Below are 16831 nucleotides of genomic sequence, written 5' to 3'. Positions count from 1 at the left end.
ATTTATTAATAGGTCTGTTATGAAAAAAATCGTTGTGGTTGGCGGTGGTGCGGGCGGTCTTGAGCTCGTTACCCGTTTAAGTAAAACCCTCGGCAAGAAAAAGCTGGCAGAAGTTATCCTGGTGGATCGCAGTCGCACCCACGTGTGGAAGCCTCTGCTGCACGAAGTGGCGGCCGGTATCATCAATAAAGCGTCCGACGGCGTGGACTACCGCATGCACGCAGCCCAGCACCATTACCAGTTTCAGCTGGGTAACATGAGCTTTATTGATCAGAAAAACCAAAGTATCTATCTGGATCCATTATACGACGACGATGGCGAGGAAATACTGCCTGAGCGAACCGTTGAATACGACTATCTGGTGCTGGCGTTTGGCAGTGTAACCAATGATTTTGGCACCCTGGGTGTAGACGAGCATTGCTATTGCCTGGATTCATTGAATCAAGCTGAGCGCTTCCATCGCGCCCTGTTAAATCAATTGCTTAAGATCAATCAGGAAGGCACTAATAAAGACCGTATTCACGTTGCCATAGTCGGTGCTGGCGCTACTGGTACAGAGTTGGCTGCACAACTGCACCATGTGGCAAATCTGGCTCGTGCCTATGGTATGCCGGAGATGTCTGCGGAACGATTGAAAGTATCTATTTTGGAAGCTGGCCCCCGCATTTTGCCTGCCTTACCAGAGCGGATCGCAGCATCGGCGCGCAAAGCGCTCACCAAACTCGGGATTGATGTGCTGGAAGGCACGCGGGTTGCCCGGGTGGAAAAAGCAGGGTTTATCACTGCTGAAGACAAGCTCATTGAGGCGGATTTAATGGTTTGGTCGGCAGGTGTGAAAGTGCCTGATTTTATTGCCGATTTGAAACTGTTTGAACTGAATAAAGCCAATCAGATTCTGGTGACATCGGCACTGCAAAGTACGGTTGATAACAAGATTTTTGCGATTGGCGATTGCTGTGGATTCCTGCAGGAAAACGGCAAATGGGTACCGCCACGCGCCCAGTCGGCTCATCAAATGGCAAGCCTGGTAGCCAAAAATCTGGTGAATCTGTTTATGCATAAGCCGCTGCAAAAATACACGTACACCGATTACGGCTCGTTGGTGCATTTGAGCAAATATTCCACCGTGGGAAGCCTGATGGGCAAGCTGTCGAACAGCAGTATGTTTATTGAAGGACGGCTCGCTAAAATGGTTTATATTTCGTTGTATAACATGCATTTATTTGCCGTGCATGGATGGCTGAAAGGCGCACTGATTCTGCTAACCCGCAAGGTAAGTAATCTGGTGAGCCCGCGTTTAAAGCTTCACTAAACTCTACAAGCCCGGCTCGCGCCGGGCTGTCTTGCTAGCCTGCTATCAGTGCGCTGGCCGCGGCTTTGTGCCGTGCTATCAGATCGGGTAAATCCAATCCGTTTATACAACCATCCGTTACCCGCCAAACGCCGTTTACCATAACGTGTTCAGCGCGCTCTGCACCGCATAGCAACAATGCAGCAATAGGATCATGTGCCCCGCTAAAGCGCAATTCGTCCAGTCGGAAACAGGCTAAATCGGCTGCCATACCTTCTGCAATGCGGCCTATATCGCTTCGGCCCAGTAAGGTGGCTGAGCCTGCCGTTGCCCAACCCAGCACTTTTTCAGGGGTAATGGCTTGAGCACCATATTTTAAACGCTGTAAATATAACGCCTGACGCGCTTCGTACATGAGGTTTGAGGCATCGTTAGACGCTGACCCATCTACCCCCAGGCCAATGGGTGCACCGGCGTCAATGAGATCCAGCGTGGGGCAAATGCCTGAAGCTAAACGCATATTTGACACCGGGCAATGACAAATTCCGGTACCTGCTTCACCTAAGCGGCGAATTTCATCCGGGTTAAAATGAATGCCGTGAGCCAGCCAGGTGCGGTTACTCAACCAGCCTACGCTTTCCAGATAATCTACCGTGCGCATGCCAAACATCTTCAGACAAAATGCTTCTTCGTCGAGGGTTTCAGCAAGATGCGTGTGCAGACGCACGTCTTCGGCTTTGGCCATGTCTGCGCTTTGCTGCATGATTTCCCGTGTGACGGAGAAGGGTGAACACGGGGCTAATGCTATCTGAATTTGCGCATTCGGGCCGCGTTCGTGGTATTGCTTAATCAGGCGCTCGCTGTCTTTCAAAATGGCTTCGCCGGATTGAACCGTATGCTGTGGCGGCAGGCCGCCATCGGCCTCACCGAGGCTCATTGAACCGCGAGTCAGCATGGCCCGCATACCCAATTGTTTTACCACATCTACCTGAATATCAATGGCATCATTGAGGCCCTCAGGGAACAGGTAGTGATGGTCGGCTGCGGTGGTACATCCCGATAGTAACAGTTCCGCCATGGCTACCTGGCTGGCTAAATGCAGTGCGTCGGGTGTGAGTCGGGCCCATACCGGATAAAGGGTTTTGAGCCAGGGGAATAATGGCTGATTCACCACCGGTGCCCAGGCCCGCGTAAGTGTTTGATAAAAATGATGATGGGTATTGATTAGACCAGGAAGGATAACCAGTCCGGTAGCGTCAAATACCTGGTCGCAAGCGGTGTTTGGCGTGTCATTGTTAAACAGCAATGATTCAATGATGCCATTGGCAATCACCAGACCTGTAGGGGCCTGTGCGGTATCTGGTGTGAAAATACAAAGAGGGTTCTTAATAAAAATGCGCTGAGTAGCAGGCATAACGGTTCTCCTTTAACAGTTCAGGTATGCCAGCTCAGTTATGCCCTGTCTGCTGATCCAGGGAAGTATTACTACTTGGCTACAGTGTACGCGAATCGAGCGAAAATTGAACCCTGAAAGTGGATTTTATCTGCGTTAAATTATTGTAAGTTTATTAACAATTTGGCTGTTGAACTACCCTGACTTTCAGCGGCTTTTTACTGGATTATTTCGCTCGAAAGCAGGGTGTTGGCAGCGGCTTTGTAACAATTAATTAGCAAGTATATTTCACTTTATTAATTCTCAATTTGGGCAAATAATGACAAGCCGATACCAAAGTACTAGGGTTAAAACCGGCCTTTCATTAATGCCACTGAAGGTCACCACAGTCAGGTGGTGAGCCCATAGTAAGGAGCAAGTATGGTTGTTCTGGATATTAAAGCCTTTGTCCCCAGCAAAGACTACGATATATCAAAAGCGTTTTACCGCGATCTCGGTTTCTCGGTGGAATATGTTACCGACGACCTGGCGTTGTGCGAAAACGGCGAGTGTACGTTCTTTTTGCAACGCTTTTACCAGCCAGAACTGGCCAACAACTTTATGCTACAAATTTGCGTAGATAACATAGAAGACGCATTTCAGCGCTGTAATAACAGTGAGCACAAAACCAAAATATCTGAGATTCAACAGGAGTCGTGGGGAAAGGTATTTTATGTCTGGGGGCCTGGCGATGAGTTACTGCACATGACCGAGTTGAACGGGCTCCGCTAAGTAATAATAAAGCCGGATGCGAACATCCGGCTTGAGCGTGTTCTTGAAAACGCGCGTTAGCATTACTGCTTAACGCCTTCAACGTGTAAAGACAGCTCTACATGGGTAGATGCCGGGCCAAGGTTGTAGTCGATGCCATAGTCTTTCATGGCAATGGTAGTCGTGCCCGCGAAGCCAGCACGGTAGCCACCCCATGGATCTGAACCTTCACCAATTTTTTGCGCATCAATTACAATGGCGTTAGTTTTGCCATGTAAGGTAAAGTCACCGTGAACTTTCAGTTTGCCATTGCCTAAATCTTCAATTTTAGTGCTTACAAACTTAGCTTCCGGGTATTTGCTTACCGACAGAAAATCGCTGCCGCGCAAGTGCTTGTCGCGCTCAGCGTGGTTTGAATCGATACTGTCTGTTTTAATGGTAACTTCAATTTTTGCTGCCGTTGGATTCGCTGCGTCGTAGCTGAACTTACCGCTGAAATCATTAAAGCGCCCGGTTAACCATGAATAACCCAGGTGCTGGATTTTAAAGTTAACAGAGGCATGGGCACCGCTGGTATCAACCACATAGTCAGCGGCATTGGCAGCCAGTGACGAGAATCCTAATAACGCACCAATAACTAATTTTTTCATTTCACTCTCCTGTAAATTAAATAACGTGTGATTTACCGATGACGGCCTGTCATTTGCGACAGGGTCGCATCGCGACTAATAAAATGATGTTTGAACGCTGCAAGAGCGTGTATCACAACCAGACCGATTAACCCGAACGCTGCGTATTCGTGCACTTCGCCAGCAATATCAGACTGGTCGGTGAATAACTCGCCTGCACCGGGTACGCTGAACCAATTAAATACTTCAATACTTCTCCCATCTGCTGTTGAGATCAGATAACCGCTTACAAAAATCACCAGCAACAGTATGTAAATAGCCAGATGCCCCACACTGGAAAGCCATTGTTCCAGTTTGTTACCGTGCCTGGCGGGACGCTGAGTGCGTGAGCGCATGAACAGTCGGGCAAGGGTGACGGCTGCGAGTAATATACCTACGCTTTTATGCCAATGGGGTGCGGTGCGGTACCATTCGCTGTAGTAGGTTAAATCTACCATCCATATCCCTACGCCAAACATACCGGCTACAACCAGTGCAGTTAACCAGTGAACTGCGATCAGCCAGAATGGCCAGTTTTTGGGAGTAGTCACTTTAAATTCCTTAACAAAACAACGTAAATTGGGTTATCACATCATTGCTATGAAAGCAGAATATCGGACTCTTTGCAGCTTAAACAGTACAATAATTCGAGTAAAAGATTCTAAAAAAACGGACGAAACGTGTACTTTGGTTGCATTTTTGTATTGAAAAATAGGCCAAGTCACCAGGCTATATTCAGTCGAATGCAATCTGGCGAATTTTTTATGCAGTTGGTCGTCAAGGCAGTATATTTGGGAACTGATTAGGCGCATCTTAGCTCTAAGCTATACAACTACCATTAATAGTACTCTTCGATGAAAGCGTTTTTACTCATACTAACACTGACTGCCCTGGCGGGTATGCCGGGTATGAGTGTGGGTGCGCCATCGGGTATTTATGGTCAATGGAGCAGCGTTAATGAAGTGCTGCTCGAAGCCGTTAGCGTTGAAGCAGAAGAAGCCATTGGATCTGAGCAGCAAGGCGATAGCCCTGATGCGGTGGTTTATCGCTTGCCTTCTCAGGTACACCTGTATGTGTTGGCAATTTTGGCCCACGATATGGGTTTACAGCTAGCCTCACTATCTGCCGGTAATGCAATAAGAGCCCCTCCAGTTTTAAGTTAATCAATCGACAATGCGGCGTATAACGCCAACTTTTTTGAATTTTTCGAGGATTAACTCATGCATCGTTTAACACTTTGCCAAACTGAAGCTATTGACACTCTTGCTCACCCTGAAGCTTACGAACACGTTAAATTATCGTCTTCTGCACTGAGCATTTTTACCGACTTTCATGAACAGCAGCCACTGGTGATCGATGGCAACGTACGAGCCATTGAACTTGAGCGTCTGATGCGTCAATCGCACGTAAAAATGAAACTGGTTTTAGACAGACACGAGCAATTTGTGGGTATTGTTACGCTGGCGGATATTACCGAACAGAAAATTCTCCAACGCGTAGTGCAACTGGGGTTGCCGCGCTCAGAACTACTGGTTGTTGATATGATGCAACCCAAATCTGCTTTGCAGGCTTTTGATTATCATGAGCTGAAAGTGGCGACAGTAAAGGATGTGGTAGATACCCTGCAGGATAACGGCAGAATGCACTGCCTGGTGATCGACAAGAAGAAGCATGAAATTCGCGGTGTGATCAGTGTGAGTGATATTGCCCGAATTTTGCGTGTTCCATTGGATATTCAATCCCAGCCTTCGTTTGCAGCCTTATCTCACATTATTGCAGCTTAAAACTAAATAAACGGATATTCGGGGGCATTGCCCCCGTTTGTTTATACTTTATACTCAAATTCCCTCAATAATACTTTCCTCGTCTCATTCTTTGTTACACTTAGGTAACTCGGTGTAGTGAGGACTAGGTGTGGCGAAGTATTTAAATAAACAGCATGGTGAATTTAGCCTTAAGATGATTCAGGATCTGGTGCTTACCAACGCAGTCGGTCCCTGGAATCTGGAGTGTATTGTGCAGTTTGGGCTGCGCTACGGTGAGAGTGTGTATTCCACGAAAGCCACCAAATGGGCTGACATTATTATGCTACAGGGTGAAAGTTTACTGGTGCCCGAAGCTGAACGCGACTTACAGGTTCGAATTGCCAGAGCCATTCAGACCGGACTTCGGCATGTTGCTGTGGTGATGTGCAAATCCGAGGTAAAAACGACGGCAAAAATGCAAATGACACGGATATACAAAGACTTGCCTGCTACCATTGCATTTTTTGAATCCCTGGAAGAGGCGATGGATTGGGTAACAGAACATGGTTATCGTTGTGAAAGAGCTGATGTAGAGGCGTTTTTCTCAGAATCCATTTAACTCAACTGGCAAGTGCGGCTGCATTAGCCCGACGGGCCCATTCAGTGGCTTCATCGGGATCTTCAAATATCTCTTCCGGCGCTTCCATATAACTCAATGCTATTGTTTTGCCTTGTCTAACATAGGTAAACGGTGAATACCCACGCTCAGCGAGTGCTTGCTGCATGTGTGTATCGGCCTTGATATAAAGCTGCTCGCTGACTACCAATGCAAACATCTTCCCCTGATAAAACACACCATATCCGCCAAACATCCTTTTTAAATGTATAGGCCCCAAGCCGCTGAATACATCATGCAGGCTGTTGGCAAACTGATTTGTTGGCATGTGGCTGAATTCCTTTACCTGTGCAGTAATATAGTTTATCGCTCGTCAGTTTTATCACAATCGATTTATTCTATGAGAGGCCGGCCATCATATCGTCTTGCCGGCCTTCTAATTTCGTCTTCCCGACCTTGAGCCGGGACCTACTTAAACAGGTTGATTAGCTTCAACATGGGGGCCGAGGTCCCGGATAAGTGCTTCGCACTTTCCGGGAAGACGGGAGCACTGTTTGGCCTTTCCTGGACTACGGCTAGTGGGACTTTCCCTGAGTTTTCGTATGTATGGACTAGCGCCACTTCCCGAAGAACACACCAAACAGTTTTGGTGCCATCTCAATAAGTGAAAACTCACCAGGATTCTCCAGATACTCCACTACAATACCGCGGAAAAAGCAGTTCAGGGCAGTCGTTAAAATCTTCGGATCTAAGTCGGCTGACAAGGTGCCTTGTGCCTGGGCTTTCGCAAAGAATTTTTCAAGAACCTGCTGTTTTTCTTCTTTTGCAATGCGAGTCCTTTCCTGGCAAACCTGCAGGCTTCCACTGTAGTCGCATTTGAGCAGAAACAGCGATAATACGCGCTGTAAATGTGGGTCTTCTTCGAGCCGGATGGTAAGGTCGCAACACACCTTTTCCAACTGGTGGAGCGGGTCATCGTAGGATTTCTCTAACCCATCTACCAGTTCTTGTATGAACGGCTTATGCAGTTCATCGTAAAGGGCCATAAAGATGTCGGTTTTGTTTTTGAAATGCCAGTAGACGGCACCGCGAGTCACATTGGCTGCTTTTGCAATTTGCTCCAGTGTGGCACGGGTAACGCCTTGAGTTGAAAAGACATCTACCGCGGCATCAAGGATAGCAGCACGGGTTTGTTCGGCTTCTTCTTTAGTTCGTCGCATTTTTGACTTTTTTGGTCTGATTGACAACATACATACACGAATGTATTTTAAACTATATCTAAGTTGCCTAATTGTCCAGCTTTCCTGTCTCAGCAGTCCTCAGGAATTTACTAAGTAAAGAATTTTATGATCAAAAAATTTGTTATCGCTGCACTGTCAGTGTCAGTTATCGCTATTACCGGCTGTTCTCAGGAATCTGCCGGTCAACAAGCTGCCGGTGGCCAGAGGGCGCCATCGGGTGTGCCCGTGAATGTAGTCACTGTTGAACAGCAAACTGTCTCCACCACCCTTGAATTGCCTGGTCGGGTAAGTGCTTTTCGCCAGTCTCATGTGCGTCCCCAGGTAACCGGTGTTATCACTAAGCGCCTGTTTGAACAGGGTACAGTGGTTGAAAAAGGCCAGCAGCTATACCAGATAGACGACTTACAGTACAAAGCTGCGCTTGCCAGTGCTAATGCGGATGTAGCCTCGGCGAATGCAAACGTAAAAACACTGAAAGCAAAAGCCGCCCGCTATAAAGACCTGATGAAAATTAATGCGATCAGTGGCCAGGAGTACGATGACGTTGTGGCGCAACTGGATCAGGCTATGGCTGCGGTGAGTGTAGCTGAAGCGCAGGTATCGCTGGCTGAAGTGAATATGGACTACACCAAGGTGTATGCGCCAATTAGTGGCCGCATCAGTCGTACTTTCTACACTGAAGGCGCGCTGGTAACGGCAAACCAAACCGATCCACTGGCCACCATTACCCAACTTGATCCTGTGTATGTTGACGTTCAGGTATCCAGCGAGCAAGCCATCGGTTTGCAAATGGCACTGCGTGACAAAGGCAGTTTAACTGTGGGGTTATCCATTCCAGGATCACACCAGTCTTTGGCGGGCCTTGAAGGTACCGTTGAGTTTTCAGAAGTGATCGTAAATGAGTCTACCGGTTCGGTTACTATTCGCGCCCGCTTCCCCAATCCGGATAATATCCTGTTACCTGGTTTATATGTGCGTGCCATTATTCATTTAGCTGACACCAGTGCGTTGGTAGTACCGCAGCGCGCCACGATTCGTCAACCTGACGGCAGTTTATCAGTGTGGGTTGTGAACGGTGATAACCCTGAGCTTCGCAGCATAGGCGTACTACAAGCGTTCGACGGCAACTGGCAGGTAAGCAACGGCTTGGCCGCAGGTGAGCAGATTATTGTAGCGGGCTATCACAAGCTTCGTCCCGGTGCCAAAGTCATGGCTATTCCATTGTCGAAAGACGCTTAATAACAGGACCCATTCATGGCTAGATTTTTTATCGATCGCCCGGTTTTCGCATGGGTACTTGCTATTATCACTATGCTGGCTGGGGTAATGGCAATTACCAGTTTGCCTATTCAGCAATACCCTACGGTTGCACCACCATCAGTAACCGTGTCTGCGTCATACCCCGGTGCGTCTGCACAAACGGTGGAGAACGCGGTTACTCAGGTTATTGAGCAGCGCCTTACTGCTATAGATAACCTGCGCTATTTCCAGTCGAGCAGTGCCAATGGTCGTATGACCATTACGTTAACCTTTGAACCGGAAGCCGATCCAGACATAGCTCAGGTGCAAACCCAAAACAAAGTGCAGGGCGCGGTATCGCAGTTGCCGTCGGCTGTGCAGCAAATGGGTGTAACGGTTACCAAGTCAAACAACAGCTTTATGATGGCTGTGGGCTTCTATTCTGAAGACGACAGTATTGATCAGTACGAGCTGGGCGACATTCTGCTGTCTAAGTTTCGCGACCCAATTTCACGGGTAGACGGGGTAGGTAGTGTGCGTGCTTTTGGTGCGCAAAAAGCCATGCGTATTTGGTTAGATCCGCAGCGTTTGTACAGCTATAACTTAACACCGCAAGACGTGCAAAGTGCCATCGCCGTACAAAACACCGATGTCTCGGCCGGTGAATTAGGCGGCTTGCCTGCTATTTCAGGACAGGAAATAAACGCGACTATTCAAGCGCAATCCCGCCTGCAAACCGAAGCAGATTTTGAGCGTATTTTGCTACGTGTGAATGCCGATGGTTCACAGGTGCGGTTGCGTGACGTCGCCCGCGTTGAACTGGGCTCAGAAAGCTACGGCGTTATTTCCCGTTATAAACGCCACCCTGCTGCGGGTATGGCGCTGTCACTGGCTTCGGGTGCCAACGCCCTGGATACAATTGATCGCGTAAAAGCCCGGGTGGAAGAACTGAAAAGCAATCTACCTGCTGGCGTAAAAGTGGTGTATCCCATCGACAGCGGCCCGTTCATTGAGTTGTCGATTAAATCGGTAGTACAAACCCTGCTTGAAGCGATTGTACTGGTGTTTCTTGTAATGCTGCTGTTCCTGCAAAACTGGCGTGCAACCTTAATTCCTACCATAGCCGTGCCGGTAGTATTGTTAGGCACCTTCGCCGTGCTTTATGCGTTCGGCTTTAGCATTAACGTACTCACCATGTTTGGTTTGGTACTGGCAATCGGCCTGTTGGTAGATGATGCCATTGTAGTAGTGGAAAACGTTGAACGTATCATTCACGAAGAAGGGTTAAGCCCCAAAGAAGCCACTAAAAAGTCCATGAGTCAGATCACCAGTGCGCTGGTTGGGATTGCTGCGGTACTGTCTACGGTATTTATTCCTATGGCGTTTTTCGCTGGTTCTGCTGGTGCTATCTATCGTCAGTTCTCTATTACCATTGTTTCAGCCATGGTGTTGTCGGTGTTGGTTGCGATTATTCTATCGCCGTCGCTGTGCGCCACGTTCCTGCGCGCTGCTGATGCGGAAGGCGAGGCAAAAACCGGTTTCTTTGGCTGGTTCAACCGCACGTTTAATAAAGGCCGCGACCGCTATCAGGGGGCTACCCGTTTCATGGCAAATCGCCTGGCGCGCTTTGTTGCACTTTACGCCCTGTTAGTAGCGGGTATGGCAGTGATCTTCCTGCGTTTGCCGGGTTCATTCCTGCCAAATGAAGATCAGGGTTTCCTGATGATGATGCTTAACACGCCGGCGGGTTCCAGTGCGGAGCGTACGCTCGAGTCGGTTGCCAAGGTTGAAGACCATTTCCTGAATAACGAAGGTAAATTGGTTGAACACATGTTTACCGTGACCGGTTTTAGCTTTGCGGGCTCCGCACAGTCATCAGCGTTAGGTTTTATTCGTCTGAAGGATTGGTCTGAGCGCACCGAGCCCGGCACTAGCGTAGAAGCGGTAGCTGGACGGTCTTATCCGGCACTGGCGCAAATTATCGATGCCAGCGCGTTTGCATTCTTCCCGCCACCCATTCGCGAACTGGGCAACGCTTCAGGCTTTGATTTACAGCTATTGGATGTAGCAGGTCGCGGACACGAAGCATTAATGCAAGCCAGAAATCAGTTACTGGGTGCGGCATCACAAAATCCGAAACTGGTAGGCGTTCGTCCTAATGGCCTGGAAGATGTGCCTGAATACAAAATCGACATCGACAGTGAAAAAGCCACTGCCTTGGGTGTATCACTGAGTGACATTAACAGCACACTTCAAATCGCTTGGGGCTCATCCTACGTGAATGACTTCATTGACGATGGGCGCATCAAGAAAGTGTATCTGCAAGCCGATGCGCCGCATCGTATGATGCCTGACGATCTGAACAAGTGGTATTTGCGCAACAGCTCGGGTGACATGGTGCCGTTTAGTGCATTTGCTTCATCCAAATGGACCTACGGCTCTCCGCAACTGGAACGATTCGATGGTGTTGCTTCGGTAAACCTGCAAGGGTCAGCCGCGCCGGGGATCAGTTCAGGTGAAGCCATGCAGGAAATGGTTAATCTGGTAGAGCAGGTGTTACCTGAAGGCTTTGAAATTGCGTGGTCCGGGCTGTCTTATGAGGAACGTGCTGCAGGCTCGCAGGCGGGCTTCCTGTACGCCATTTCTATTCTGGTCGTGTTCCTGTGTCTGGCTGCGTTGTACGAAAGCTGGGCGGTACCATTCTCGGTGATCCTGGTGGTGCCACTGGGTATTTTGGGTGCGGTAGTTGCCGCTTACCTGTTTAATCTGTCTAACGATGTGTATTTGCAGGTAGCTTTCCTTACCACCATTGGTTTGGCGGCGAAAAACGCCATTCTGATTGTGGAGTTTGCCAAGGTACTGCAGGAAGAAGAAGGCAAATCGGTAATGGAAGCGGTAACGATGGCTGCGAAGCAGCGTTTCCGTCCAATTCTGATGACATCCATGGCATTTATACTGGGGGTAACACCACTGGCTATTGCCAACGGTCCGGGTGCGGCAAGTCAAAACGCCATTGGTATTACGGTAATTGGCGGTATGATGGCAGCCACTTTCCTGGCTATCTTCTTCGTACCTATGTTCTACGTGTTGATATCCAAATTTTCCAGGTCCAAACAGAACTAAGCACTTCAAAGTGAAAAGCCCGCTCATTGAAGCGGGTTTTTTGTTAGTGGGTAAACTTCTATGTGAATTGGTATTACGTCATAAACCCTTTTCCAACACAACAGGTATTCCTGAGTCGGCTTTTAAAACCTGTTTTAAATTATCAATGGAAAACAACCAGATAAAAGGTGTAATGTATGGTTATTCATGAATACGCGTGCATTAGGGTAGCTCCGATACGAGCATGACACTAAGCGCTTCGCAGAAAACGAGTTTAATCCAAGGACGGTTTATGAACATTGATATCAAGGTACCGCACCTCCCAGAAAATACTTCAAATGCCTTTGTAGCTCAACTATACGTAACTGAGGGGCAAGTGGTTGCGTTTAATCAAAACCTGTTTGACGTCGAGACAGATAAAGTTGTGCTTGAAGTGGTCGCGCCATCGGCCGGTGTTATTGAGACCATTCAAATTTCAGAAAATGCCCCTGTGTCATCTGAGCAATTAGTAATGAGCTTGCGCGAGACGGAATCAACAGAGCATCCACCAGCTTCGGATGACATCAACTACGTTGAATCAGCAGAAAGTGCGGTTATTGTTGATTCAGAGGGCCTTGCGCCAAAGCACGAAGCAAGCAGCGCCTGGTTGGGTAGCCGCAATATTACGTGTGGCTTGATAGGGCTTGTTGTCGGCATCGCAATCGGTTACATCCTCTCTTTCCCTGCCACCTAATCCATTGGTAGTAAATACCCTAAACCAGATCAATATTCCGCCATTTCAATCTGTTCTGAAATGCGTTCTGTGGCATCATTACTGTTAGTGAATTTGAGGTGAATCGGTATTAGGAAATACCGAGAACAGGGAGCACAGCGATGACAGTAGTATTGCCCCCGCGACCAGACTGGTCGCAGCTGATTAAATCCGGTTGCCGGGTTTTTGTAGGCGGGAACGCAGGCGTGCCCTATGCACTTATTGACGATTTAATTGCGAACAGCAAGGCATTCACCGATATCGAACTGGTGCATATGCTGGCGCTTGGCGACAACCGCTGGGCTAAAGAGGAATATCGCCAGCTGTTTAAGGTAAATACCTTTTTTATCCATGGTGATGAAGTGCGTCGGGCCGTGGACGAGGGCCGGGCGGATTATACACCGGTGTTCCTGTCTGAGATGTCGAGCTTATTCAGTGACGGCACGCTGCCATTGGATGCGGCGTTGGTAATGGTGAGCCCGCCTGATGAATTTGGCTATTGTTCGTTGGGTGTGTCGGTAGATATTTGTATGTCAGCTGCGCGTCATGCCAATAAAGTGATTGCGCAGATTAATCCGCAAATGCCGCGAACAGCTGGGCATTCTTACCTACACATCAGCGAATTTTCAGCCGTCATTGAAGCCGACCAGCCACTACAAACAATCGAAGCACCGCCCATCGACAGTGTTACCGAACGGATTGGTCAGTATGTGGCCATGCTAGTAGAAGACGGTGCCACGTTGCAATTTGGCGTGGGAAAAATTCCCAGCGCGACCCTGAAATACCTGGAGCGGCACAAAGACTTAGGTATCCACAGTGAAATGCTCTCCGATAGCATCATGGAAGTGATTGCTGCAGGTGCAATCAGTAACCGCAAGAAGACCTTTCACCCAGGTAAGATCGTCACCAGCTTTTGTATGGGAAGTCAGAAACTCTATGACTTTGTGAACAACAATCCGCATATCGAGTTTTACCCTAGCAGCTATGTAAACAAGCCCACCAATATTGCTAAAAATGACAACATGATTGCCATTAACAGTGCGCTGGAAGTGGATTTAACCGGTCAGGTGGTGGCCGATTCACTGGGCTTCGATTTTTACAGTGGTATTGGTGGGCAGGTCGATTTTGTTTCCGGTGCGTCGATGAGCAAGGGCGGTAAGCCTATTATTGCGTTGCCTTCTACGGCCAAAAATGAAACCGTGTCGCGTATTGTACCGCACATTGCCGAAGGCTCTGGTGTAGTGACGTCCCGCGGCAATGTTCACTACATTGTTACCGAATACGGCATTGCTTCGTTGCGTGGTAAAAGTATACGCGAACGTGCCCTTGAGCTTATTCGGGTGGCCCACCCTAAATTCCGGGCCAAGCTACTCGCCGAGGTACGTCAGAACTATTGGGTACCGCACTATCAGCAAAAATACCCCACGGATATTCCTGAACTGGGTGCTATTCAGCTTCATAAAATGGTGGTAAATGGCGAAACGTTTTATTTGCGCCCGCTTAACCCAGCCGATGAGCGACGCTTGCAGGAATTCTTCTACTCCCATACCAAAGAAACCCTGCGCTTGCGTTACAACTACGACCCTAAACAAATGTCCCGGGAGAAATCCTGTAATTTGGTGAGTGTGGATCAAAGCTCTGATGCGGCCTTGTGTATTGTGCGGCAGGAAGGCTCGCGTATCACCATTCACGCGGTTGGCCGGTTCTATTACAACGAGCACGACAATACCTGTGAAGCGGCGTTTGTGACCCGGGAAACCCAGCAGGGGAAGGGCATGGCCAGCAAGCTGCTGACAACGCTCATCGATATTGCGCAGAAACGTAAGATTAACAAAATGCTGGCTTTCTGCCGGGCCGACAATAAACCCATGATAGCCATTTTTGAACACCACGGATTTAAGCGATTGTTCAGCGGCGATCCGAGTGAAGTCGAACTTGCTTTGCCATTACAGGACGCCAATCAGGAGGAAAGCGCATGACTATTAAAATCTTCCGGGGTAAAGACTGCGTGCATCACGATGTCTCTGGTGAACATCCCGAGCATCCGGACCGCTTATACGCCATCGACGATCAGTTACTGTCATCCGGATTGGACATGGTGTGTCAGCACGCCGATGCCAAGCCAGTAAAACGCGAAAACCTGGCGCTGGCGCACGACCCTTACTATATCGACAGTATTTTTCAGCGCGCACCCAAAACCGGCGTGATTTGGCTGGAACAGGACACCGGTATGACACCAATTACACTGAGCGCGGCATTGTATGCGGCTGGTGCAGGTTGCGATGCGGTGGATTGGGTAATGGAAGGCAGCAACAGACAGGCATTTTGCGCGGTAAGACCACCCGGTCACCATGCTGAATACGACAACGCCATGGGCTTCTGCCTGTTTAACAATATTGCGGTAGCCGCGCGCTATGCGATAAAAAAATACGATTTATCGCGGGTGGCTATTGTGGATTTCGACGTTCATCACGGCAATGGCACCGAGCATATCATTGGTGGGGACCGGCGCATCATGATGTGTTCGTCATTCCAGCATCCGTTTTACCCGCATAGCGGTTCTCCGGTGTCTGCCAGTAATATTCTCTGTGCGCCATTGGAAGCCGGTTCAAACAGTGAGGCCTTTCGCAAAGCCGTAAGTTATTGGTTTGATGCGCTAATAAACTATCAGCCTCAACTCATCCTGATAAGCGCGGGCTTTGATGCCCATGCGGAAGATCACATGGGCCAGCTTCGCCTGCGAGAGGACGATTACCACTGGATCAGCCAGCAATTGCGCAAAGTCGCCGACAAAGTGTGTCATGGCCGCATTGTGAGTATGCTGGAAGGTGGTTATAACTTAAGTGCACTGGGACGCAGTGTGGTGGCGCATATAAAAGGCCTGCACGGCGATGAGCAGAACCATTAACGGGCAACAAGGGTTAATTACCGCTTTTATCCTGTGTGCGAACAACGGTTAACATCAAACCGCCACGGGCGCGGTTAATGAGTGCAAAAAACGGGTAGCCTAACGTTGCCACCAGAAAGAATAGTAAAGGGCATAAAATCAGTGCGCCCGTAAACTCAACCCATGCCGCGATATCAGAGCCGATTAGCGTAGTGGGCAGATATAACAGGATGAAAACAACATCCAAAGCCAGGCCATACATGGCAAATATCTTAATAATGGAGGGAAAGCTTAATTGAACCCGATTGTGCTGCTTCATCCTAACACTCACTGTTCCTGAGGTAACGATTACCTGAATTCAGCCAGACAGGCTAAAAGTACTGTACGCTGCTACTTACAATAACTCAGCGGAAAATGCACGGCTAGCTTTGACTGCAATCCGTAACGGCAATCCATAACGGCAATCCATGACGGCAAGCTATAAAAGCTGCTACCATACCGACGAAATTTACCAGAGACAGGTTAACTTTTACCTTGTATTGCTGGCGTAATCTGTAACCTGGGAACACCCTGCATGGCACTCAAAGCAACCATCTTTAAAGCTGACATATCCATTTCGGATATGGATCGCAACTACTATCAAAGCCACAACCTCACGATAGCCCGTCATCCGTCGGAAAACGATGAGCGAATGATGCTGCGCATCATAGCGTTTATTGCCAATGCGCATGAGCGGTTACAGTTCACCAAAGGGCTATCCGATGATGAGGTGCCCGACTTATGGCAAAAGAGTTACAGCGATGAAATTGAGCTATGGATTGAATTGGGCCAGCCGTCGGAGCAACGTATCAAAAAGGGCTGTAATCAGAGTCAGCAGATGCAGATTTTTGCCTATGCCGATAACAGTTTTGATATGTGGTGGAAGAAAGAACATGCCAAACTACAGGTCAGGAAAAATCTGTCAGTGTTTACCGTTCCGGATGAACTGGCCGAAGCGTTGGTGAAAGCGGTGCAGCGTTCTATGCAAATTCAGGCCACCATTCAGGATGGTCAAATGTGGCTCACCATAGAAGGAGCCGATGTCACCTCCAGCGTGGAAGTGAATATAGAGAAGCGCTTGTAAAGTACCAAGCGCTTCAGGCGCGGCT

17 protein-coding genes are annotated in these 16831 nt (G+C 48.7%); 11 read left to right on the top strand and 6 right to left on the bottom strand.

From position 1 onward, the window contains the following. Window positions 1-19: 19 nt before the first annotated feature. Window positions 20-1312: an NAD(P)/FAD-dependent oxidoreductase gene (locus tag FJ444_RS19335; RefSeq protein WP_140961222.1), complete on the top strand. Its 1293-nt coding sequence runs from the start codon at window positions 20-22 to the stop codon at window positions 1310-1312. Between the two features lie 34 nt (window positions 1313-1346). Here FJ444_RS19335 and FJ444_RS19330 read toward each other — a convergent pair whose 3' ends face one another. Continuing rightward, window positions 1347-2705 (bottom strand): 8-oxoguanine deaminase, encoded by a 1359-nt coding sequence (locus tag FJ444_RS19330; RefSeq protein ID WP_140961220.1) that lies wholly within the window; start codon window positions 2703-2705, stop codon window positions 1347-1349. A gap of 399 nt (window positions 2706-3104) precedes the next feature. On the opposite strand from FJ444_RS19330, the gene FJ444_RS19325 reads away from it, so the two are divergent. Beyond that, a complete protein-coding gene (locus FJ444_RS19325) occupies window positions 3105-3455 on the top strand; it encodes a lactoylglutathione lyase (RefSeq protein ID WP_140961218.1) in 351 nt (116 codons plus the stop codon). Between the two features lie 62 nt (window positions 3456-3517). Here FJ444_RS19325 and FJ444_RS19320 read toward each other — a convergent pair whose 3' ends face one another. Continuing rightward, window positions 3518-4084, bottom strand: coding sequence for a YceI family protein (locus FJ444_RS19320; RefSeq protein ID WP_140961216.1), 567 nt, complete (start codon window positions 4082-4084; stop codon window positions 3518-3520). Window positions 4085-4116: 32 nt separating this feature from the next. Continuing rightward, window positions 4117-4653 carry a cytochrome b gene (locus FJ444_RS19315; RefSeq protein WP_140961214.1) on the bottom strand — a complete coding sequence of 179 codons (537 nt, stop codon included), beginning with the start codon at window positions 4651-4653 and terminating at the stop codon, window positions 4117-4119. A gap of 303 nt (window positions 4654-4956) precedes the next feature. Between FJ444_RS19315 and FJ444_RS19310 the strand changes: the two genes are divergently transcribed. The 3 genes from FJ444_RS19310 (at window position 4957) to FJ444_RS19300 (ending at window position 6466) form a co-directional block, all read left to right on the top strand. Further along, window positions 4957-5265 carry a hypothetical protein gene (locus FJ444_RS19310; protein ID WP_140961212.1) on the top strand — a complete coding sequence of 103 codons (309 nt, stop codon included), beginning with the start codon at window positions 4957-4959 and terminating at the stop codon, window positions 5263-5265. Between the two features lie 57 nt (window positions 5266-5322). Beyond that, window positions 5323-5886 (top strand): CBS domain-containing protein, encoded by a 564-nt coding sequence (locus FJ444_RS19305; RefSeq protein WP_140961210.1) that lies wholly within the window; start codon window positions 5323-5325, stop codon window positions 5884-5886. Window positions 5887-6016: 130 nt separating this feature from the next. Beyond that, the gene (locus tag FJ444_RS19300; protein WP_140961208.1) at window positions 6017-6466 is read left to right on the top strand and encodes a hypothetical protein; all 450 of its coding nucleotides are present in this window, start codon (window positions 6017-6019) and stop codon (window positions 6464-6466) included. Window position 6467: 1 nt separating this feature from the next. Here FJ444_RS19300 and FJ444_RS19295 read toward each other — a convergent pair whose 3' ends face one another. Continuing rightward, window positions 6468-6791 (bottom strand): TfoX/Sxy family protein, encoded by a 324-nt coding sequence (locus tag FJ444_RS19295; protein WP_140961206.1) that lies wholly within the window; start codon window positions 6789-6791, stop codon window positions 6468-6470. 283 nt (window positions 6792-7074) lie between these two features. Next, a complete protein-coding gene (locus FJ444_RS19290; protein ID WP_140961204.1) occupies window positions 7075-7683 on the bottom strand; it encodes a TetR family transcriptional regulator in 609 nt (202 codons plus the stop codon). A 126-nt stretch (window positions 7684-7809) separates the two neighbouring features. On the opposite strand from FJ444_RS19290, the gene FJ444_RS19285 reads away from it, so the two are divergent. The 5 genes from FJ444_RS19285 (at window position 7810) to FJ444_RS19265 (ending at window position 15704) form a co-directional block, all read left to right on the top strand. Beyond that, window positions 7810-8943, top strand: coding sequence for an efflux RND transporter periplasmic adaptor subunit (locus FJ444_RS19285; protein WP_140961202.1), 1134 nt, complete (start codon window positions 7810-7812; stop codon window positions 8941-8943). Between the two features lie 15 nt (window positions 8944-8958). Next, a complete protein-coding gene (locus FJ444_RS19280) occupies window positions 8959-12066 on the top strand; it encodes an efflux RND transporter permease subunit (RefSeq protein ID WP_140961200.1) in 3108 nt (1035 codons plus the stop codon). A gap of 271 nt (window positions 12067-12337) precedes the next feature. Next, the gene (locus FJ444_RS19275) at window positions 12338-12778 is read left to right on the top strand and encodes a biotin/lipoyl-containing protein (protein WP_140961198.1); all 441 of its coding nucleotides are present in this window, start codon (window positions 12338-12340) and stop codon (window positions 12776-12778) included. 140 nt (window positions 12779-12918) lie between these two features. Further along, window positions 12919-14775 carry a bifunctional acetyl-CoA hydrolase/transferase family protein/GNAT family N-acetyltransferase gene (locus FJ444_RS19270; protein ID WP_140961196.1) on the top strand — a complete coding sequence of 619 codons (1857 nt, stop codon included), beginning with the start codon at window positions 12919-12921 and terminating at the stop codon, window positions 14773-14775. Next, window positions 14772-15704: a histone deacetylase family protein gene (locus tag FJ444_RS19265; RefSeq protein ID WP_140961194.1), complete on the top strand. Its 933-nt coding sequence runs from the start codon at window positions 14772-14774 to the stop codon at window positions 15702-15704. The genes FJ444_RS19270 and FJ444_RS19265 overlap by 4 nt, the downstream gene beginning before the upstream one ends. A 13-nt stretch (window positions 15705-15717) precedes the next feature. Here FJ444_RS19265 and FJ444_RS19260 read toward each other — a convergent pair whose 3' ends face one another. Continuing rightward, window positions 15718-16002, bottom strand: coding sequence for a hypothetical protein (locus FJ444_RS19260; RefSeq protein WP_140961192.1), 285 nt, complete (start codon window positions 16000-16002; stop codon window positions 15718-15720). A 255-nt stretch (window positions 16003-16257) separates the two neighbouring features. On the opposite strand from FJ444_RS19260, the gene FJ444_RS19255 reads away from it, so the two are divergent. Next, on the top strand, window positions 16258-16806 hold the full coding sequence (locus tag FJ444_RS19255) for a YaeQ family protein (RefSeq protein WP_140961190.1): 549 nt from the start codon (window positions 16258-16260) through the stop codon (window positions 16804-16806). Window positions 16807-16831: the final 25 nt, after the last annotated feature.

Source organism: Aestuariibacter sp. GS-14, from assembly GCF_006494365.1.
In the GTDB taxonomy this organism is placed as follows: domain Bacteria; phylum Pseudomonadota; class Gammaproteobacteria; order Enterobacterales; family Alteromonadaceae; genus Alteromonas; species Alteromonas mangrovi.
This window is presented reverse-complemented; position numbering and strand designations above follow the sequence as displayed.